Source organism: Legionella sp., assembly GCF_047605385.1.
Lineage (GTDB): Bacteria > Pseudomonadota > Gammaproteobacteria > Legionellales > Legionellaceae > Legionella.
In genome coordinates this window covers 1-14,121 of sequence record NZ_JASGFU010000027.1, presented here as the reverse complement: position 1 = coordinate 14,121, position 14,121 = coordinate 1, and the positions used below count along the sequence as shown (strand labels likewise).

Here is a 14,121-nt window from a genome sequence, read left to right as displayed (position 1 = left end):
TTTATGTATTAAACTATGGTTGTCAGTATCAGGGTGGTTTTATTTATTCAATAGATGATACAACATCCAATACAGGTAGTATTAGTGGTAAAGTAACTACTCTAGTAGATCAGGCTACACCAGACATTCCTAGTTTAGGTACTCAACCGACAAGTATTATTTGGAGTTCCAATGGCAATGGTGGAACAGCTGCCGATGCTGATGATAGCACGGTTATTCTTGGTATAGATGAAGTATCCACTCCTTCAACTCCATCCCCCTCTTCTCCGCCCTATCCATCAGGAACGCCCCCCTATATTCCATGCAACGGCAGCTCGGATGGAAATTGTAACTCAGGCAATATCGTCTCTTATTATAATTATAATCGTACATTCGGAGGAAGTGCGCCTACACCATTAGAATATTATGCTGCAGGATTATGCCACGCAACCATCAATGGCTATTCAGACTGGTATTTACCAGCAGTTTGTGAGATGAATGTTAACAGTATGCTCTTAACATGCCCAACAGGAATACAAAACATGTTTGACAATCTTTCTTTCTTGATTGGAGATACGAATGCCACAACACCAAGTACTTCCTGCACTCCACCCAATGGCGCTGATTGTCTTACAGGTGCTTATTGGAGCTCTACCGAGTTGTCCAATTTTGACCCAGCCATTTTCAAATGGCTCATTAATTTTGATATAAATGGTGGCAGCTTTATAAGTCCCGGTAGTAATGGTCCAGCAGGTGCGCGGTGTTCTCGGATTTTAACACCTTAAATAAAGGAGACGGACCGTCCCCTTTGCTTTATCAAGACAAAGTTGGATAATCAGTATACCCTTTTTCATTACCACCATAAAAGGTGCTGCGATCAAATGCATTAAGTGGTGCATTTAGCTTAAAGCGCGTCACTAAATCAGGATTCGCAATAAATGATCGACCAAATGCTACCAAATCTGCATAACCCGAAGCAATTGCCTCGATGGCCAATTCGCGAGTGTAATTATTATTCACCATCCATGCACCTTGAAACTCTTTACGCAACGCATGAAAATCAAAACCATTAAAATCACGTGGTCCTTGAGTTGCTCCTTCAATAACATGAATATAAGCAAGATTTAAGAGGCTTAATTCACGCACGAGGGAAAAATAAATATCGTTAGGTGAGGTTTCAGAGATACCATTCATTGCACCAATAGGTGACAAACGAATTCCGGTGCGATAACCACCAATTTCAGCGGTCACAGCTTCCATTACTTCTAAAGCAAAACGTAACCGATTACTCACCGAACCACCATATTGATCGGTGCGATAATTCGCACCATCAGATAAGAATTGTTGAATCAAATAACCATTTGCAGCATGTACCTCTACCCCATCAAAACCTGCGCTTATGGCATTTTTTGCAGCCTTACGATAATCTTCGACAATTAAAGGGATTTCCTCTAATTTCAAGGCTCGTGGCATGCCAATTGCTGTAAATACACCGGTTTCAATATAGGTTTTTTGTCCTTCAGGTATCAAGGCAGAAGGTGCAACAGGTAATGCTCGCTCTGGTTGTAAACTAGGATGAGAAATTCGGCCTACATGCCATAATTGTGCATAAATAGTGCCACCTTTAGCATGTACAGCATTCGTTACTAATTTCCATCCCTCCACTTGCTCTGAAGAATAAATCCCAGGCGTCCAAGCATAACCTTTTGCTGTTGGGGAAATTTGTGTTGCCTCGGAAATAATTAAGCCTGCAGAAGCACGTTGAGCATAATATTCAGCATTTAATTTTTGCGGAACATCACCTCCATGTAAAGCACGATTACGCGTCAAAGGAGCCATGGCTATACGGTTTTTTAAAGTGCGCCCACCAAGCTCAAAAGGGGTAAAAAGAATAGAGGAATGATCGTCCATTTTTATCATCCTTATAACGCATAATAATTAAGTATAACACATAGATGCATCAGCAATGTGAATATTATGCTCCTGGCAATCTATAATGAAATCCTCGCTCAAAAAATAATTGAATTCAATCAAACGAGTAGGTGCAATAACATCCAGCCCTGCACATGCTTCCCCAGGATGACACATAATTAAGGTATTATCTGAAGCCAAATGCAACCAACTGCGAAATAAAGCTCGATAATCAGCCTGAGGTGAAAAATCATAAATGCCTGCAAATCCTGTATTATGAGGAATGTTCTCTGTAGCTAAAGCAGAGCCTAAAGCCCTACCCCCTGTCAACGCTAAAATTTTGGTTTTGAGATAATAACGAAACGTGTTGTTGACAGTAGGATAGGTAGAACGAATAAAAGTTCTATAATCTCTTAATTGCTGCTCGTATAAATCCAAGATGACTTTTCTTATTCGTGGAAACTGATGGATATGCTGGTGACCATCGATAAAATCAGGTAAGCACCCAGTAAGTTGTATAAAGTAAGCGAGCTGTTGCTTAAACTCTTGAGCGATGAATACTAATCTAATCGCGGCAAGATGTGTTTTAATCAATAACTCATTTAAAGAAAAACAAGGGGTATCAGGAGCAGATAAAAAATTTCCTTCCGTTAAATTAAAATGCAAACCAACTTGCACCTTGCTTTTTAAAGCGATTAATTCAGAAGCATATGCAGCAAAATCAGGCATATTCACCATACAACTCACTGCTGACAAACGATTCATACTGGCCAGTTTTAAAATGCCTTGAGAAACTCCAGCATTTAAACCAAAATCATCTGCACAAAGTACAATCGTTTTTGCATCCTTCACGATGTGAATGTCTCCACTTCCTTTCTAGCTCTAATTGCTACGAAACGCGAACCTAAGATATTAATACACAAACCACTAATTACCAATAAACCCACCACTAACTTCCACAATTGGAAAGGCTCACCCAAAAAGATTACAGAGCTAATCATTGCAATTACCGGCACCAACAAAGTAAAAGGTGCCACCATCCCCACCGGATAACGTGCCATCAACCAATTCCACACTCCATAACCAATCCAGGTAGAAGCAAATACGATATAGCACAAAGAGCCAAATCCTTTCCAACTAAGATGCAACATTGTCGCCGAAAAATTATCTATTCCTTCAACTAATAATGAAACCATAAACATGGGGATACAGGCAATAAAACTCCCCCACACAATCAAAACCATCATATTGTTGCTATCACCCTTCAATTGCTTGGTAATTAAATTACCAATACCCCAGGTCGCAGCAGCGGTGAGAATAAAGAGAAAGCCTGCCAAAGAAATATCCTGGTCAAAATGCAACGCAACAATTGCAATCCCCAAAAACGCGACCAAAGCACCAATCATTTGTCCTGCGTTAGGCTTTTCTCCTAGGAGTAGCACTGCAAAAAACATACTAAAAAAAACTTGTACCTGAATCAAAATGGAAGCCACTCCAGCAGGCATACCAAAACTCATACCTAAGAATAACAACCCAAATTGCAAAGCAAACATCACTAAACCATATAATGCTACCATATGCAAGGAGGAACGTGTTGGCAATTTAACAAAAAAGATGGCGGGAACACTAGAGAGAAAGAAACGCAAGGCACAAAGCAATAATGGGGAAATTTCTGTAAGGCCAAGACTTACAAAAATAAAGTTAAATCCCCAAATAAGAACAACGATTAGTGCTAATAAAATATGAGAAACTGGCATGATTTGCGCACAATTTACAAAACCATATTTTAACGCAGAGCGCGTCATAAATCCAGCAACGGAGTATATTTTTTACACAAAAATACGTAACTAAAATACTTGAAATTTGTCTACCTTCAAGATGAGAATCATTTCCCTAATCCAAAATAAAGAATAACTTATGCTACACTAGCAACACGCTTAATTATCATTTTACTAGTTCTCATGAATGAGCTCATTCTTGCTACCAGCAATCCAGGTAAAATTAAAGAGTTAAATGCTTTACTGGCTCCAATTCACTGTATTTCGCAAACCAGTTTAAACATTCGCGACGCAGTAGAAAATGGTTTAAGTTTTATTGAAAATGCACTTATTAAAGCACGACATGCCAGCTTGCATGCGCAAAAACCTGCTTTAGCAGATGATTCAGGTTTAGTTGTTCCCGCACTTAATGGTGAACCAGGCATTTATTCAGCACGCTATGCAGGCAATAAAGCAAGCGATCAAGAAAATATCGATTTATTATTAAAAAATATGGAGCATTTATATGGTATACAGCGTGAAGCTTATTTTTATTGTGCCATTGCTTTAGTACAACATGCTCACGATCCTACACCATTAATTGCTACTGGAATGTTTAAAGGAAGCATCCATACAGAAATTCTTGGTGATGATGGATTTGGTTATGATCCCATTTTTTATGTTTCTAAATATCAATGCACAGCCGCCCAATTACCTGCTACTATTAAAAATAGCATCAGCCATCGTGCACAAGCATTAAACTCTCTACGTGAACTTATTCAGAAGGTATAATGGACGCAGAACTCGAAGCGCTTTTTGCTAGCGCTTATAAACTACAACACGAAGGTAAATTAGAAAATGCAATTCGCATTTATGAACAAATATTGTCTAAAGATACTAAAAATCTTCAAACATTACATTACCTGGGCTTAGCTTATGCGCAGACAAATAATATTCCTAATGCCATCTTGTATCTATCAAAAGCCCATGAATTAAGCCCTAATGATGCAATTTTACTCAATAATCTCGCTAATGCTTATAAAAAAATGAACCAAATGGATAAGGCCATCGAGTTTTATCATCAAGCCATCAAATTGCGCCCCAATTATGCCCAGGCTCATAATAATTTGGCCACAATTCATGCTCTGCAAAATAATTACTCAAAAGCATTAACGCATTACACACAAGCAGTAAATGCTGAGCCTGATTTTAGTACAGCACATTTTAATTTAGGTTTACTATTCTTAAAAAATAATCAATTAGTCGCTGCGAAAACGCAATTTAATAATGTAGTCGCCTTAAACCCGGAGTATGCAGAAGCACATTTTTATTTGGGAATCTTATACTTAAATGACAATAAATTGAATAAAGCAGAAAAAGAATTTCAAAAAGTCTTGGAACAAGACAGTGAACAAATTGAAGCAATTACCAATCTAGGGGTGATTGCACTCAAGAAAGAACACCATCAACAAGCTGTCGATTATTTTACCAAAGCAATCGCCCTGGATAATGAGCATATTGATGCGCGCAACAATTTGGCAGCGACCTTTATGCATCATGATCGTTTTGAAAATGCATTGATGCATTATGATGTTTTGTTGAAAAAAGCTCCGAATAATATTGAATATTTATATAATTCAGGAGTAGCACAAATGGCTTTGGGCCATTTAAATGAAGCCATTATCTTTTTTGAATGTATTTTACGACTGCAACCTGCTCACAACGCGGCATTAAGTAATTTAGCAGCGATTTACCTCAAGATGGATCAACGTGAAACCTCACGCGAATATTTACGACAAGCACTTGCTGCAAATCCTAAAGATAAGGTGAGTGCCCATATGTTGCATGCTTTAGAAGGAGAGAGCAAAGCACAAGCCAGCCCCGAGTATGCCCAGAATCTTTTTAATAATTACGCTCTTTATTATGATCAACATATGCAAGGCACTTTGCACTATCATATTCCTCAACACATTGCCCGAGTAATTCATCAGCTTAAATTACCGATAAATACTCAAAGTCTTGATCTTGGTTGCGGAACCGGATTGACTGGAATTGTTTTACGCGAAATGAGTAAGCATCTGGTGGGTGTAGATATTGCTGCGAAAATGCTCACTCAAGCGAAAGAAAAAGAGATTTATGATGAATTAGTTGAAGCAGAGCTCAATGAGTTTTTTAAGAAAAATCATAAAAAATATGATCTTATAGTTGCTGCTGATGTGTTGCCTTATTTTGGTGATTTAAATACCTTATTTACTGCCATTAGCCAACACTTAAACCCACAAGGATATTTTATTTTCACCACCGAAATCAGTGATAAAGACTCATGGGTTTTACAAACCAGTGCCCGATTTAGCCATAATCCTCACTACATTCATACCATATCAGAACAAAACCACTTACAACAGCTACACCAAGAGAAAGTACCAGCACGCATCCAAAATCAGCATCCGTTGGAAGTAATGCTTTATGTTCTGCAAAATCCGTAAAAACATGAGTAGTACATTACGAGTATGAATAGCCAATTATTTTCTCTTGAGATCCCGATAGAAATTTTCATGTACTCCAAGTGTGAATAAGAGTCTTAGTGAGGAATCCCACTCATAAGCTAAAAGAAATTGTTGATGATCAATTTTAAATTTGTAGACATAAACTCCAGCTAAATCCCCTTTTTTCTCATCTCCACTTTTAGGATTATTCATAATTGTACGAACGGCATCATTAAACAGACCCTAACTAAAAAGGCAACTTTAACGTACTATCCACCATGAGAAGCTGTTCTCTGAATAATTCTTGAATTGCCAGTAAATGCTGGTTATCTATTGCTTCAAAACGAGTAACCAAATTAGCAGTAGTATTGGATGCACGTACCAATCCCCAACCATATTCAAACTCAGCACGTAAGCCATCAATATCAATAATTTTTGCCTTGGAAAATTGCGCTTGCTTATAAAAACGCTGCATCAACTGAAATTTTCGATCTTCAGGAATAGCAATTTTTAACTCTGGAGTATTCACACTATTAGGAATTAAAGCAAATTGTTCACTTACTGTTAAATGCGACGCACTAATGATTTCCAATAAACGACACGCACTATACAAGGCATCATCAAACCCATACCAGCGATCACCAAAGAATATATGACCACTCATTTCACCTGCCAAAGCAGCATGTTTAGCCTTCATCATTTTTTGAACAATAGAGTGGCCTGTTGGGCACATCTTTGCTACACCACCTGCAGCCTGAATTTCCTTTGTTAAATGACCCGAACACTTCACATCAAAAACTACTGTAGCGCCAGGGATTTGTTGCAGAATTTCACGGGCATAAAGCATCATTAAACGATCGGGCCAAATCACTTCTCCAGTGTCAGTCACTAACCCTAACCTATCAGCATCTCCATCAAAAGCTAAACCCATATCTGCCTTATGGAGAGTAACCGCTGCTTGCAAGTCAATTAAATTTTCAGCAACAGCAGGATCGGGATGATGATTGGGAAAATGGCCATCTACTTCACAATAAAGCGGGATTACCTCACATCCAAGTTCAGTAAGAGCCGCTGGCACTATAGGGCCAGCAATGCCATTTCCACAATCAACCACTATTTTTAAAGGGCGTTTTACTTTAATGCCGCTTTGGACATGCTGAATATATTGAGGTAAGAGATTGACTGCTATTTCCTTGCCTTGTCCGAAATTTCTTTTTTTCTCGACGATTAAACGATACAAATATTCAATATCTTCCTTAACTAATGTTTTTCCAGCAAAGACCATTTTCAGGCCATTATAATTTGCCAGGTTATGGCTGCCTGTTACCATCAAACCGCAATCAATTTTTTGTAACTGAGTTGCATAGTACATCACAGGAGTGGCAACTTCTCCTAAATCAACAACATCAATCCCACTTTCCAATAATCCTTGTTTTAAGGCTACAGCAAAAGCAGTACTGGTCAAACGACCATCGCGTGCTAAAAATACCTGGTGACGTTGTAACTCTTGCAAACGATAAGCAATTGCCAAAGCAATGCTATAAAAAGAGTGTTCATCAAAATCCTGGTCAATAATGCCACGAATATCACAAGCACGAAAAACGCAGCTCGGTATTTGCTTTTGCTGGTAAATCATTAATGTCTCCCAGAACTACCAAAACCTCCCTCGCCACGCGAACTCTCAGTAAACTGGTCAACAATTTCAAAAGCAGCCTGAACTATTGGGATAAATACCAATTGCGCTATACGCTCACCTGGATTCACCGTAAAATGTTCAATACCACGGTTCCAACAAGAAATTTTTAATTCCCCCTGATAGTCGGAATCAATCAAACCTACTAAATTACCAAGAACAATACCGTTTTTATGGCCCAAGCCTGAGCGTGGCAAGATTACCGCTGCTAATTTTGGATCTGCAATATAAATCGATAAGCCTGTGGGCAATAACACTGTTTCTTGAGGAGCGATCTGGATAGGCTCATTAATACACACGCGTAAATCCAAACCAGCAGAACCATCCGTAGCATAAGTAGGTAAAGGAATACTATTACCTATTCTTGAATCGAGGATTTTTAATTGAATTGCTTGGGTCATAAATCGTTCCTAATTAACTATTTGTGCTTTCTAATGATGAGGGATTACTTAACTTAAATAACAAGAAGAGAGTACATCAATCTTCAATTAGCGCCATTGTGCAGAGTTGCTGCCAGGATTGCAATAATTTGTCCCGCTAATCGTGTTTTATGGGTTAAAGGCAATGCAATATGTTTTTCTTTAGTAATTAATGTCACTTGATTTACATCACTTTCAAAACCCACACCTTTACCAACTGTGTTGGCCACAATCATATCGAGCTTTTTACGTTTTAATTTATCAGTTGCATAATGAATTACACTCGTTGTTTCTGCAGCAAAGCCCAGTACAAATGATGCTTTGCCCGTATCAACAACAGAACTTAATACATCTGGATTTTTCACTAAATGTAAACTCAGCTCATCATGTTGCATTTTTTTCATCTTTTGCGTTGCTGGCGATTCAATCCGGTAATCAGCAATCGCTGCACTGCCAATGAAAATAATTCCCTCATCTAATTCATGCAATGTTGTATCCAGCATTTCTTGTGCCGATTCTACTTTAAGTAATTTTATCCCCTTAGAAACCAGCAAATCACAAGATCCACTAATTAAAGTAACATCTGCGCCAGCCATTGCTGCAGCTTCAGCCATAGCATAACCCATTTTTCCAGAACTGTAGTTACTGATGTAACGCACCGGATCAATCGGCTCACGGGTGGGTCCTGCAGTAACGATGACTTTTTTGCCTTTTAATAACTGATGTACCTCAAACAAACGCAAAGCAGTAATTACTTGTTCAGGTTCGCTCACCCGTCCAGGCCCATATTCTCCACAGGCTTGTGGACCATCTTCTGGACCAACAAAAATCACCCCACGCTCTTGTAATACTTGACAATTAGCTTTTGTGGCGGGATGTTCCCACATACTATGATTCATAGCAGGACAAACAATAACTGGTGTTTTTGTGACTAAATATAAAGTCGATAATAAATCATCAGCAATACCTTGCGCCAATTTAGCCAAGCAATTGGCTGAAGCTGGAGCAATAACCAAATAATCGGCCCAACGTGCGAGTTCAATATGCCCCATACCGCGCTCTGCTTGTGCATCAAATAAATCCGTACGTACCTCCTTACCCGATAGGGCTTGCATGAGCAAAGGCGTAATAAACTCTTGAGCTGAATGCGTCATCACCACTTGTACTTCAGCACCAACACGTGCTAATTCACGTACTAAAAAAGCGGATTTATATGCAGCAACCCCGCCACAAACACCAAGAAGAATTTTTTTTCCAATGAAATCTTGCATAATTGACCATTATTAAAAGAATTGCCCTGATCAAAACATAAAAAACTACCTGTGAGCAAGAAACATCAATGATCCAGGTTTTTCAGTATTAATTTTAACCAATACAATTATAGACGAGCCTACTCTTCTTGCATTATTGATCTATTAATTATTAACTTTAGCTCAATACTCAAGAGCCTAGAGACATTTCAGACTCTTCACCCCAATAATCGTCTCGTTCAAATTCTTCGTTATCTTCCCATTCAGGTTCTTTCATTTTGATTTTACGGCTTAATTGAGAGATAAATGGAAACTTCTCTTCTATTGGTAGTACCGAGGCTATCCTATGTTTTACAGAGATCAGAGATTTCTGAGTGATCTCATCTTGCTTTGTAGATCTTCCGATACCTAATTGTCCAGATTCATTACAACCCATACTGTACAATTGATTATTCTTATCCAGATAAACAGTATGCCAATCATTGGCATCAAAATCTTTTACTTCAGTTGCAATTTCTGCAAAAGTAAAAATCGATTTTTCTAATGTGCCCAATTGTTGCTGCGAATTTATACCAGAAACCAACAATCGCTGATCGGTAGTTAAAATAAAGCTGCCAAGAGCAGTCGCTTTAATTTTACTGGCTTTGCAGTTGCATAACTTAGTCCAGCTCGCACATTGCTCAATTTCTTTTCCTAATCCTAATAAACCCTGGTCATTACTTCCGAAGCAATACACCTCACCTTCTTTAGTAAGACAAAGCGCATGGCATTGGCCAAATGAAACATCAACAATATTTAAATCTTTTGGCAGCTCGTTGATGAGCCAAGCAGGCAATAATTTTAATTGCTGATTAATAATACAGGCTTGTAACTGAGGATTACCACAAACTTTTATCGTCCCATCTTCATTTAAAACAACTGTTGTATGATCAACAGCACTAATTGCTTTAACTTGAGTTAAACTAATACTCCTTTGCAAAGGAACTAGCTTTATTTTATTTTCTTCTAAAGAGAATGCCTCAAGAGGATTAGTATTCTGCTTTGAAACAGTTTCTTGAAAAGTAAGCTGATTATTATCGTTGTTACCCATTACCCATACGTTTTTTTCTTTGCTTAACATCACTGAGTGATCAAAACCAGCACTTATTGCCTCCATGCGCTCAATATCTGTGATTTCAGAAAACACAAAATACTTATCGTCTGATAAACCTAATTGTCCATGCTTATTTTCTCCAGTAGCAAACACTCGGCCTTTTTTTAATAAGACAAGTGTATGGGTTTGGCCACAAGCGATTTGTTTTATTTGTAACTCGGTTTTAAGATATGCGGTAATAATTTCATTTAATTGCGTATTTACGCAACTTAATTTTATTATCGAATCCAAAGGCATATTATCGAATATGATATATAACCGGAGAGCACTATAAAAATTTTCTTCTTTTCCGTACATATTATCCATTATCCGTTCTAATTAAACAGGATTAATTATATACTAATTGATAAAAAATAATCAAATTCCCATCTTATTTGATAAAGTACTTTCTGGATTAAACTCATGCTCTGTTGTCTCATTGAGCGACTGCACTATTTTATCCAGCAAAATTGAGTCTATATTCCCAACTTGCCCTTCATTTTTCATCTCTTTAAAAAGATAATTCATCCAAAATTTTTGAGTCGATTTATTAAAAAGGCTTACAAACCCCTCTTCACTGTTAGAAATAATTCCCTTCCATTTATAAGTTTGTTCAACCTTCTCTATTACTTTGGCATGGATAGCAAGTGTGGCCATTTTTAGCGAGTCTTCGGGAGTTAACGTGCCTTTTTTAATAGATTCAATAAGTTTTTCCATGAGTTCCTTTTTTACTCCATGGTGAGTATGGTTTTTTAAATTAGTTATAAAACTTACTGCTATTTGCTGATGACTTGATAATTTTTCTCCATTTCGGTTCTGATTTGAAGTAGAAAAGAAACTTCCTCGTAATAAAGCAGTACTTAATTCTTGGTTAAGGGAATTTGATTTTTTACTTTCCGCGCTAGGAGTTACGCTATCGAAGCAACATTCTAACTTAGTGGTCATCTCAGGATAGGGATAATTTTCTTCCGTAAAAATGCCATAGGTGGAATTATATCCCATGGCCACAGCCCATGGATCTATAATCAAACATTGAGATAAATCCGTTAAGTCATCTGATTGATGTCCATATAAAAGAAAAGTATGAGAATATAAATTTTCTTTATGACTTACAAGTTTTAGAGGCATACGAGGCAATTTACCCTCATCCATTAATTTTAAAAGATGATCGGCTGCTAATTGTGCAAAAGTATGACAAGCTCCCATTTGCAACTCTTTTACTTTTGCAGCAGTTTTTGCAATCGAACCACGATCATAACTTTGCTGTGCTCCCATGTTACCCATAATTTGAGGACCGTAATATGCTTTATTTGATGCTTTGAGCACTTGGTCTTTTACTTTCGGATTAATACATTGTGGAAATCGCAAAGCATCCATTGAACCGTACTTATCCACATGCAACTGATGCAAGTAATAGGCCAGTGGAGTAAAGACATCTGTACTACTCGATAAGCTCCGATTAATAGATGGCAAACTCTTAAAATTTGGATCATTGATAACAAATTGTAAAACTTGTAGATCATGCACAGAAAGATTCGAATGACTATATATATACTCTTGAGGGTTTTTCAAAAATAAATTTAATTCTTTCTCCTCAGTGATAATTTCTAAAAATTGGCCCATATGGTTAATAAAAGAAGGTAACGGCTCTAGTTTAGCTAGATATTCTGCTAACTTTTCTGCTTTTTCCTTTAGGGACAACTCTTGATTATTCCATGTTTCCTTTAGCCCTGGTTTTTCCTCTGTAGAGACTGCTTTTTTATGTACCTTTTGAAATAATTCTAGAAGTATATTTCTATCGAGTACCGCATCCTTTGTACATGAATGCATGATTTTTTCTAAGAATTCAGTAGCTTTCTTTTGTCTTTCTATCTTCATCAACTGCATAATTTCTAAAGACAGAATATTTATTTTTTCTGTATTTTTTTCAGTTTTAGTTCTCATGTTTATTTCCTGTTAATCTATTATTATTTGCCGTCCATATGTATTAATTTTAGTACATGTGATTAAAATATGATTATTAAAGAAAAAATAGGTTGAGCCTTGGGCCAAGGCCCAACCTACGAATTATTTTATTGATGAAATTGCCCTGTATTTTTACAGAGCAAAAGGAGACGCTTTGTGGATTATTGATGATTTTATTAAAAATTAACGCGAAAAAATTCTGCTGAATGAACTTGCATGACCACTATTTTTTGATAAAAATAGCCCTGCTAAACTTCGCAATATAAATATAAAGGAATTAATTATGATATTTGTCCCAACAACGCGGCGGTTAGATCTGCGTGAAAAATTGCTCACTAATGGCGCGCAATGCCTTTCTGATATTGAATTACTTACTATTTTCATTAGTTCAGGCAGTGGGAAAAAATCCTGTGCGCAATTGGCAACAGAATTACTGAACCAGTTAGGCGATTTACGAGCAGTATTAAATGCAACTCTTCCCCAATTCAGCCAAGTACATGGATTAGGTGAGGTTCGTTACGTGCAATTACAAGCAGTTCAAGAAATCTGTCGGCGCAGTGATTTCATCCATTTGCAAAAAGAAACCCAAATTACCGATAGCAAACAAACTCATGCCTATTTAAAAAAACGTTTACGCGATTATAAGAATGAAACCTTTGCTGCTCTGTTTCTTGATAACCAACACCGCATCATTGCCTATGAAGAATTATTTTCCGGGACCATCAACACCGCAACCATACATCCACGTCCTATTATAGAACGAGTACTACAACTTAATGCCGCAGCATTAATCCTTGCGCATAATCACCCTTCCGGAATTTCTGATGCCAGTCATCAAGATATTGCCGTAACCAAGCGCATACGTAATGCTTTGGAGTTAGTCGATGCGCGTTTATTAGATCATCTGGTTATTGGCGATAATGAAGTTTATTCCATAGTTGCTGAGAGTAAGTGGATTTGTAATTAATTTTTTGTTAATTAAACATCGTATATGAATGAAAGGGTAGATACTTCATCCAGACGGCAGCAAATGGTTAAACCTGTTGATAAGAGGAGATAAAATTCTCCTCTTATCCTTTAGGGACCACCCCGGGTCAGTAAAACAACTATCAGGACAATCAGTAATATACCTACAACACCACTTGGATAATACCCCCAACCGGTGCTGTAAGGCCAGTTAGGTAGCACCGCAAGTAAGATGATAATTAACAAAAGTAAGGTAAGCATTGTTCAACTCCATTTAATATTAAGATTTGGTGTATTTTTTCCAATCTGCTTCTAAATTTAGGTAGATTGTCCAGGTTTTCATAGACTCCTAGCATAATGCCTCCAAGTTAAATGTCGGCCTCATAAATTTCCGCACGATCTTCAAGAATACTCCACTCAATTAAAGTACCCATTTAATTATAGACGTCATATTGTGTTTATTTTAAACAATTATTATGATTATTTTTTGAACTAAAAGAAATTTAGGGGTAACTCCCCAGGTATTTAATTGAGCTCACCGGGCTTCCCCTCTCCACCGCGCG

General features: G+C 37.5%; 14 protein-coding genes. 4 read left to right on the top strand and 10 right to left on the bottom strand.

What is annotated here, in order from left to right; translation table 11 throughout:
• The first annotated feature begins 521 nt into the window (after positions 1–521).
• Positions 522–764, top strand: a complete 243-nt coding sequence (locus tag QM652_RS07925; protein ID WP_415074564.1) for a hypothetical protein — start codon at positions 522–524, stop codon at positions 762–764.
• Positions 765–795: 31 nt separating this feature from the next.
• Here QM652_RS07925 and QM652_RS07920 read toward each other — a convergent pair whose 3' ends face one another.
• The 3 genes from QM652_RS07920 to QM652_RS07910 are packed head-to-tail and all read right to left on the bottom strand — an operon-like array spanning position 796 to position 3,647.
• Positions 796–1,890: an alkene reductase gene (locus QM652_RS07920; protein WP_415074562.1), complete on the bottom strand. Its 1,095-nt coding sequence runs from the start codon at positions 1,888–1,890 to the stop codon at positions 796–798.
• 27 nt (positions 1,891–1,917) lie between these two features.
• The gene (locus tag QM652_RS07915; RefSeq protein ID WP_415074560.1) at positions 1,918–2,742 is read right to left on the bottom strand and encodes a ChbG/HpnK family deacetylase; all 825 of its coding nucleotides are present in this window, start codon (positions 2,740–2,742) and stop codon (positions 1,918–1,920) included.
• The gene (locus QM652_RS07910; protein WP_415074611.1) at positions 2,739–3,647 is read right to left on the bottom strand and encodes an EamA family transporter; all 909 of its coding nucleotides are present in this window, start codon (positions 3,645–3,647) and stop codon (positions 2,739–2,741) included. Before QM652_RS07910 ends, QM652_RS07915 begins: the two co-directional genes overlap by 4 nt.
• Positions 3,648–3,851: 204 nt before the next feature.
• On the opposite strand from QM652_RS07910, the gene rdgB reads away from it, so the two are divergent.
• Both rdgB and QM652_RS07900 read left to right on the top strand, forming a co-directional pair.
• Entirely contained in the window at positions 3,852–4,439 is a 588-nt protein-coding gene (rdgB, locus tag QM652_RS07905; protein ID WP_415074558.1) for an RdgB/HAM1 family non-canonical purine NTP pyrophosphatase, read from the top strand.
• Entirely contained in the window at positions 4,439–6,133 is a 1,695-nt protein-coding gene (locus QM652_RS07900; RefSeq protein WP_415074556.1) for a tetratricopeptide repeat protein, read from the top strand. Before rdgB ends, QM652_RS07900 begins: the two co-directional genes overlap by 1 nt.
• A gap of 36 nt (positions 6,134–6,169) precedes the next feature.
• Here QM652_RS07900 and QM652_RS07895 read toward each other — a convergent pair whose 3' ends face one another.
• The 6 genes from QM652_RS07895 to QM652_RS07870 form a co-directional block, all read right to left on the bottom strand.
• Positions 6,170–6,373 (bottom strand): type II toxin-antitoxin system RelE/ParE family toxin, encoded by a 204-nt coding sequence (locus tag QM652_RS07895; RefSeq protein WP_415074609.1) that lies wholly within the window; start codon positions 6,371–6,373, stop codon positions 6,170–6,172.
• 7 nt (positions 6,374–6,380) lie between these two features.
• Positions 6,381–7,769 (bottom strand): phosphomannomutase/phosphoglucomutase, encoded by a 1,389-nt coding sequence (locus tag QM652_RS07890; RefSeq protein ID WP_415074554.1) that lies wholly within the window; start codon positions 7,767–7,769, stop codon positions 6,381–6,383.
• Positions 7,769–8,227: a dUTP diphosphatase gene (gene dut, locus QM652_RS07885; RefSeq protein ID WP_415074552.1), complete on the bottom strand. Its 459-nt coding sequence runs from the start codon at positions 8,225–8,227 to the stop codon at positions 7,769–7,771. Before dut ends, QM652_RS07890 begins: the two co-directional genes overlap by 1 nt.
• A gap of 83 nt (positions 8,228–8,310) precedes the next feature.
• On the bottom strand, positions 8,311–9,516 hold the full coding sequence (gene coaBC, locus QM652_RS07880) for a bifunctional phosphopantothenoylcysteine decarboxylase/phosphopantothenate--cysteine ligase CoaBC (protein WP_415074550.1): 1,206 nt from the start codon (positions 9,514–9,516) through the stop codon (positions 8,311–8,313).
• 169 nt (positions 9,517–9,685) lie between these two features.
• Positions 9,686–10,954, bottom strand: a complete 1,269-nt coding sequence (locus QM652_RS07875) for an RCC1 domain-containing protein (protein WP_415074548.1) — start codon at positions 10,952–10,954, stop codon at positions 9,686–9,688.
• Positions 10,955–11,005: 51 nt separating this feature from the next.
• A complete protein-coding gene (locus QM652_RS07870) occupies positions 11,006–12,571 on the bottom strand; it encodes a hypothetical protein (RefSeq protein ID WP_415074546.1) in 1,566 nt (521 codons plus the stop codon).
• Positions 12,572–12,875: 304 nt separating this feature from the next.
• Here QM652_RS07870 and radC point away from each other — a divergent pair, with 304 nt between their 5' ends.
• On the top strand, positions 12,876–13,559 hold the full coding sequence (gene radC, locus QM652_RS07865; protein WP_415074544.1) for a RadC family protein: 684 nt from the start codon (positions 12,876–12,878) through the stop codon (positions 13,557–13,559).
• Between the two features lie 110 nt (positions 13,560–13,669).
• Here the strand turns inward: radC and QM652_RS07860 are convergent, their stop codons facing one another.
• A complete protein-coding gene (locus QM652_RS07860) occupies positions 13,670–13,819 on the bottom strand; it encodes a DUF3309 family protein (protein ID WP_415074542.1) in 150 nt (49 codons plus the stop codon).
• Positions 13,820–14,121 lie beyond the last annotated feature (302 nt).

Excerpts from the sequence above, each read along its gene's own strand:
- QM652_RS07860 (WP_415074542.1), bottom strand. The coding sequence starts at position 13,819 with ATGCTTACCTTACTTTTGTTAATTATCATCTTACTTGCGGTGCTACCT.
- QM652_RS07875 (WP_415074548.1), bottom strand. The coding sequence starts at position 10,954 with ATGGATAATATGTACGGAAAAGAAGAAAATTTTTATAGTGCTCTCCGG.
- QM652_RS07870 (WP_415074546.1), bottom strand. The coding sequence starts at position 12,571 with ATGAGAACTAAAACTGAAAAAAATACAGAAAAAATAAATATTCTGTCT.
- radC (WP_415074544.1), top strand. The coding sequence starts at position 12,876 with ATGATATTTGTCCCAACAACGCGGCGGTTAGATCTGCGTGAAAAATTG.
- dut (WP_415074552.1), bottom strand. The coding sequence starts at position 8,227 with ATGACCCAAGCAATTCAATTAAAAATCCTCGATTCAAGAATAGGTAAT.
- coaBC (WP_415074550.1), bottom strand. The coding sequence starts at position 9,516 with ATGCAAGATTTCATTGGAAAAAAAATTCTTCTTGGTGTTTGTGGCGGG.
- QM652_RS07920 (WP_415074562.1), bottom strand. The coding sequence starts at position 1,890 with ATGGACGATCATTCCTCTATTCTTTTTACCCCTTTTGAGCTTGGTGGG.
- QM652_RS07925 (WP_415074564.1), top strand. The coding sequence starts at position 522 with ATGTTTGACAATCTTTCTTTCTTGATTGGAGATACGAATGCCACAACA.
- QM652_RS07900 (WP_415074556.1), top strand. The coding sequence starts at position 4,439 with ATGGACGCAGAACTCGAAGCGCTTTTTGCTAGCGCTTATAAACTACAA.
- rdgB (WP_415074558.1), top strand. The coding sequence starts at position 3,852 with ATGAATGAGCTCATTCTTGCTACCAGCAATCCAGGTAAAATTAAAGAG.
- QM652_RS07890 (WP_415074554.1), bottom strand. The coding sequence starts at position 7,769 with ATGATTTACCAGCAAAAGCAAATACCGAGCTGCGTTTTTCGTGCTTGT.
- QM652_RS07910 (WP_415074611.1), bottom strand. The coding sequence starts at position 3,647 with ATGCCAGTTTCTCATATTTTATTAGCACTAATCGTTGTTCTTATTTGG.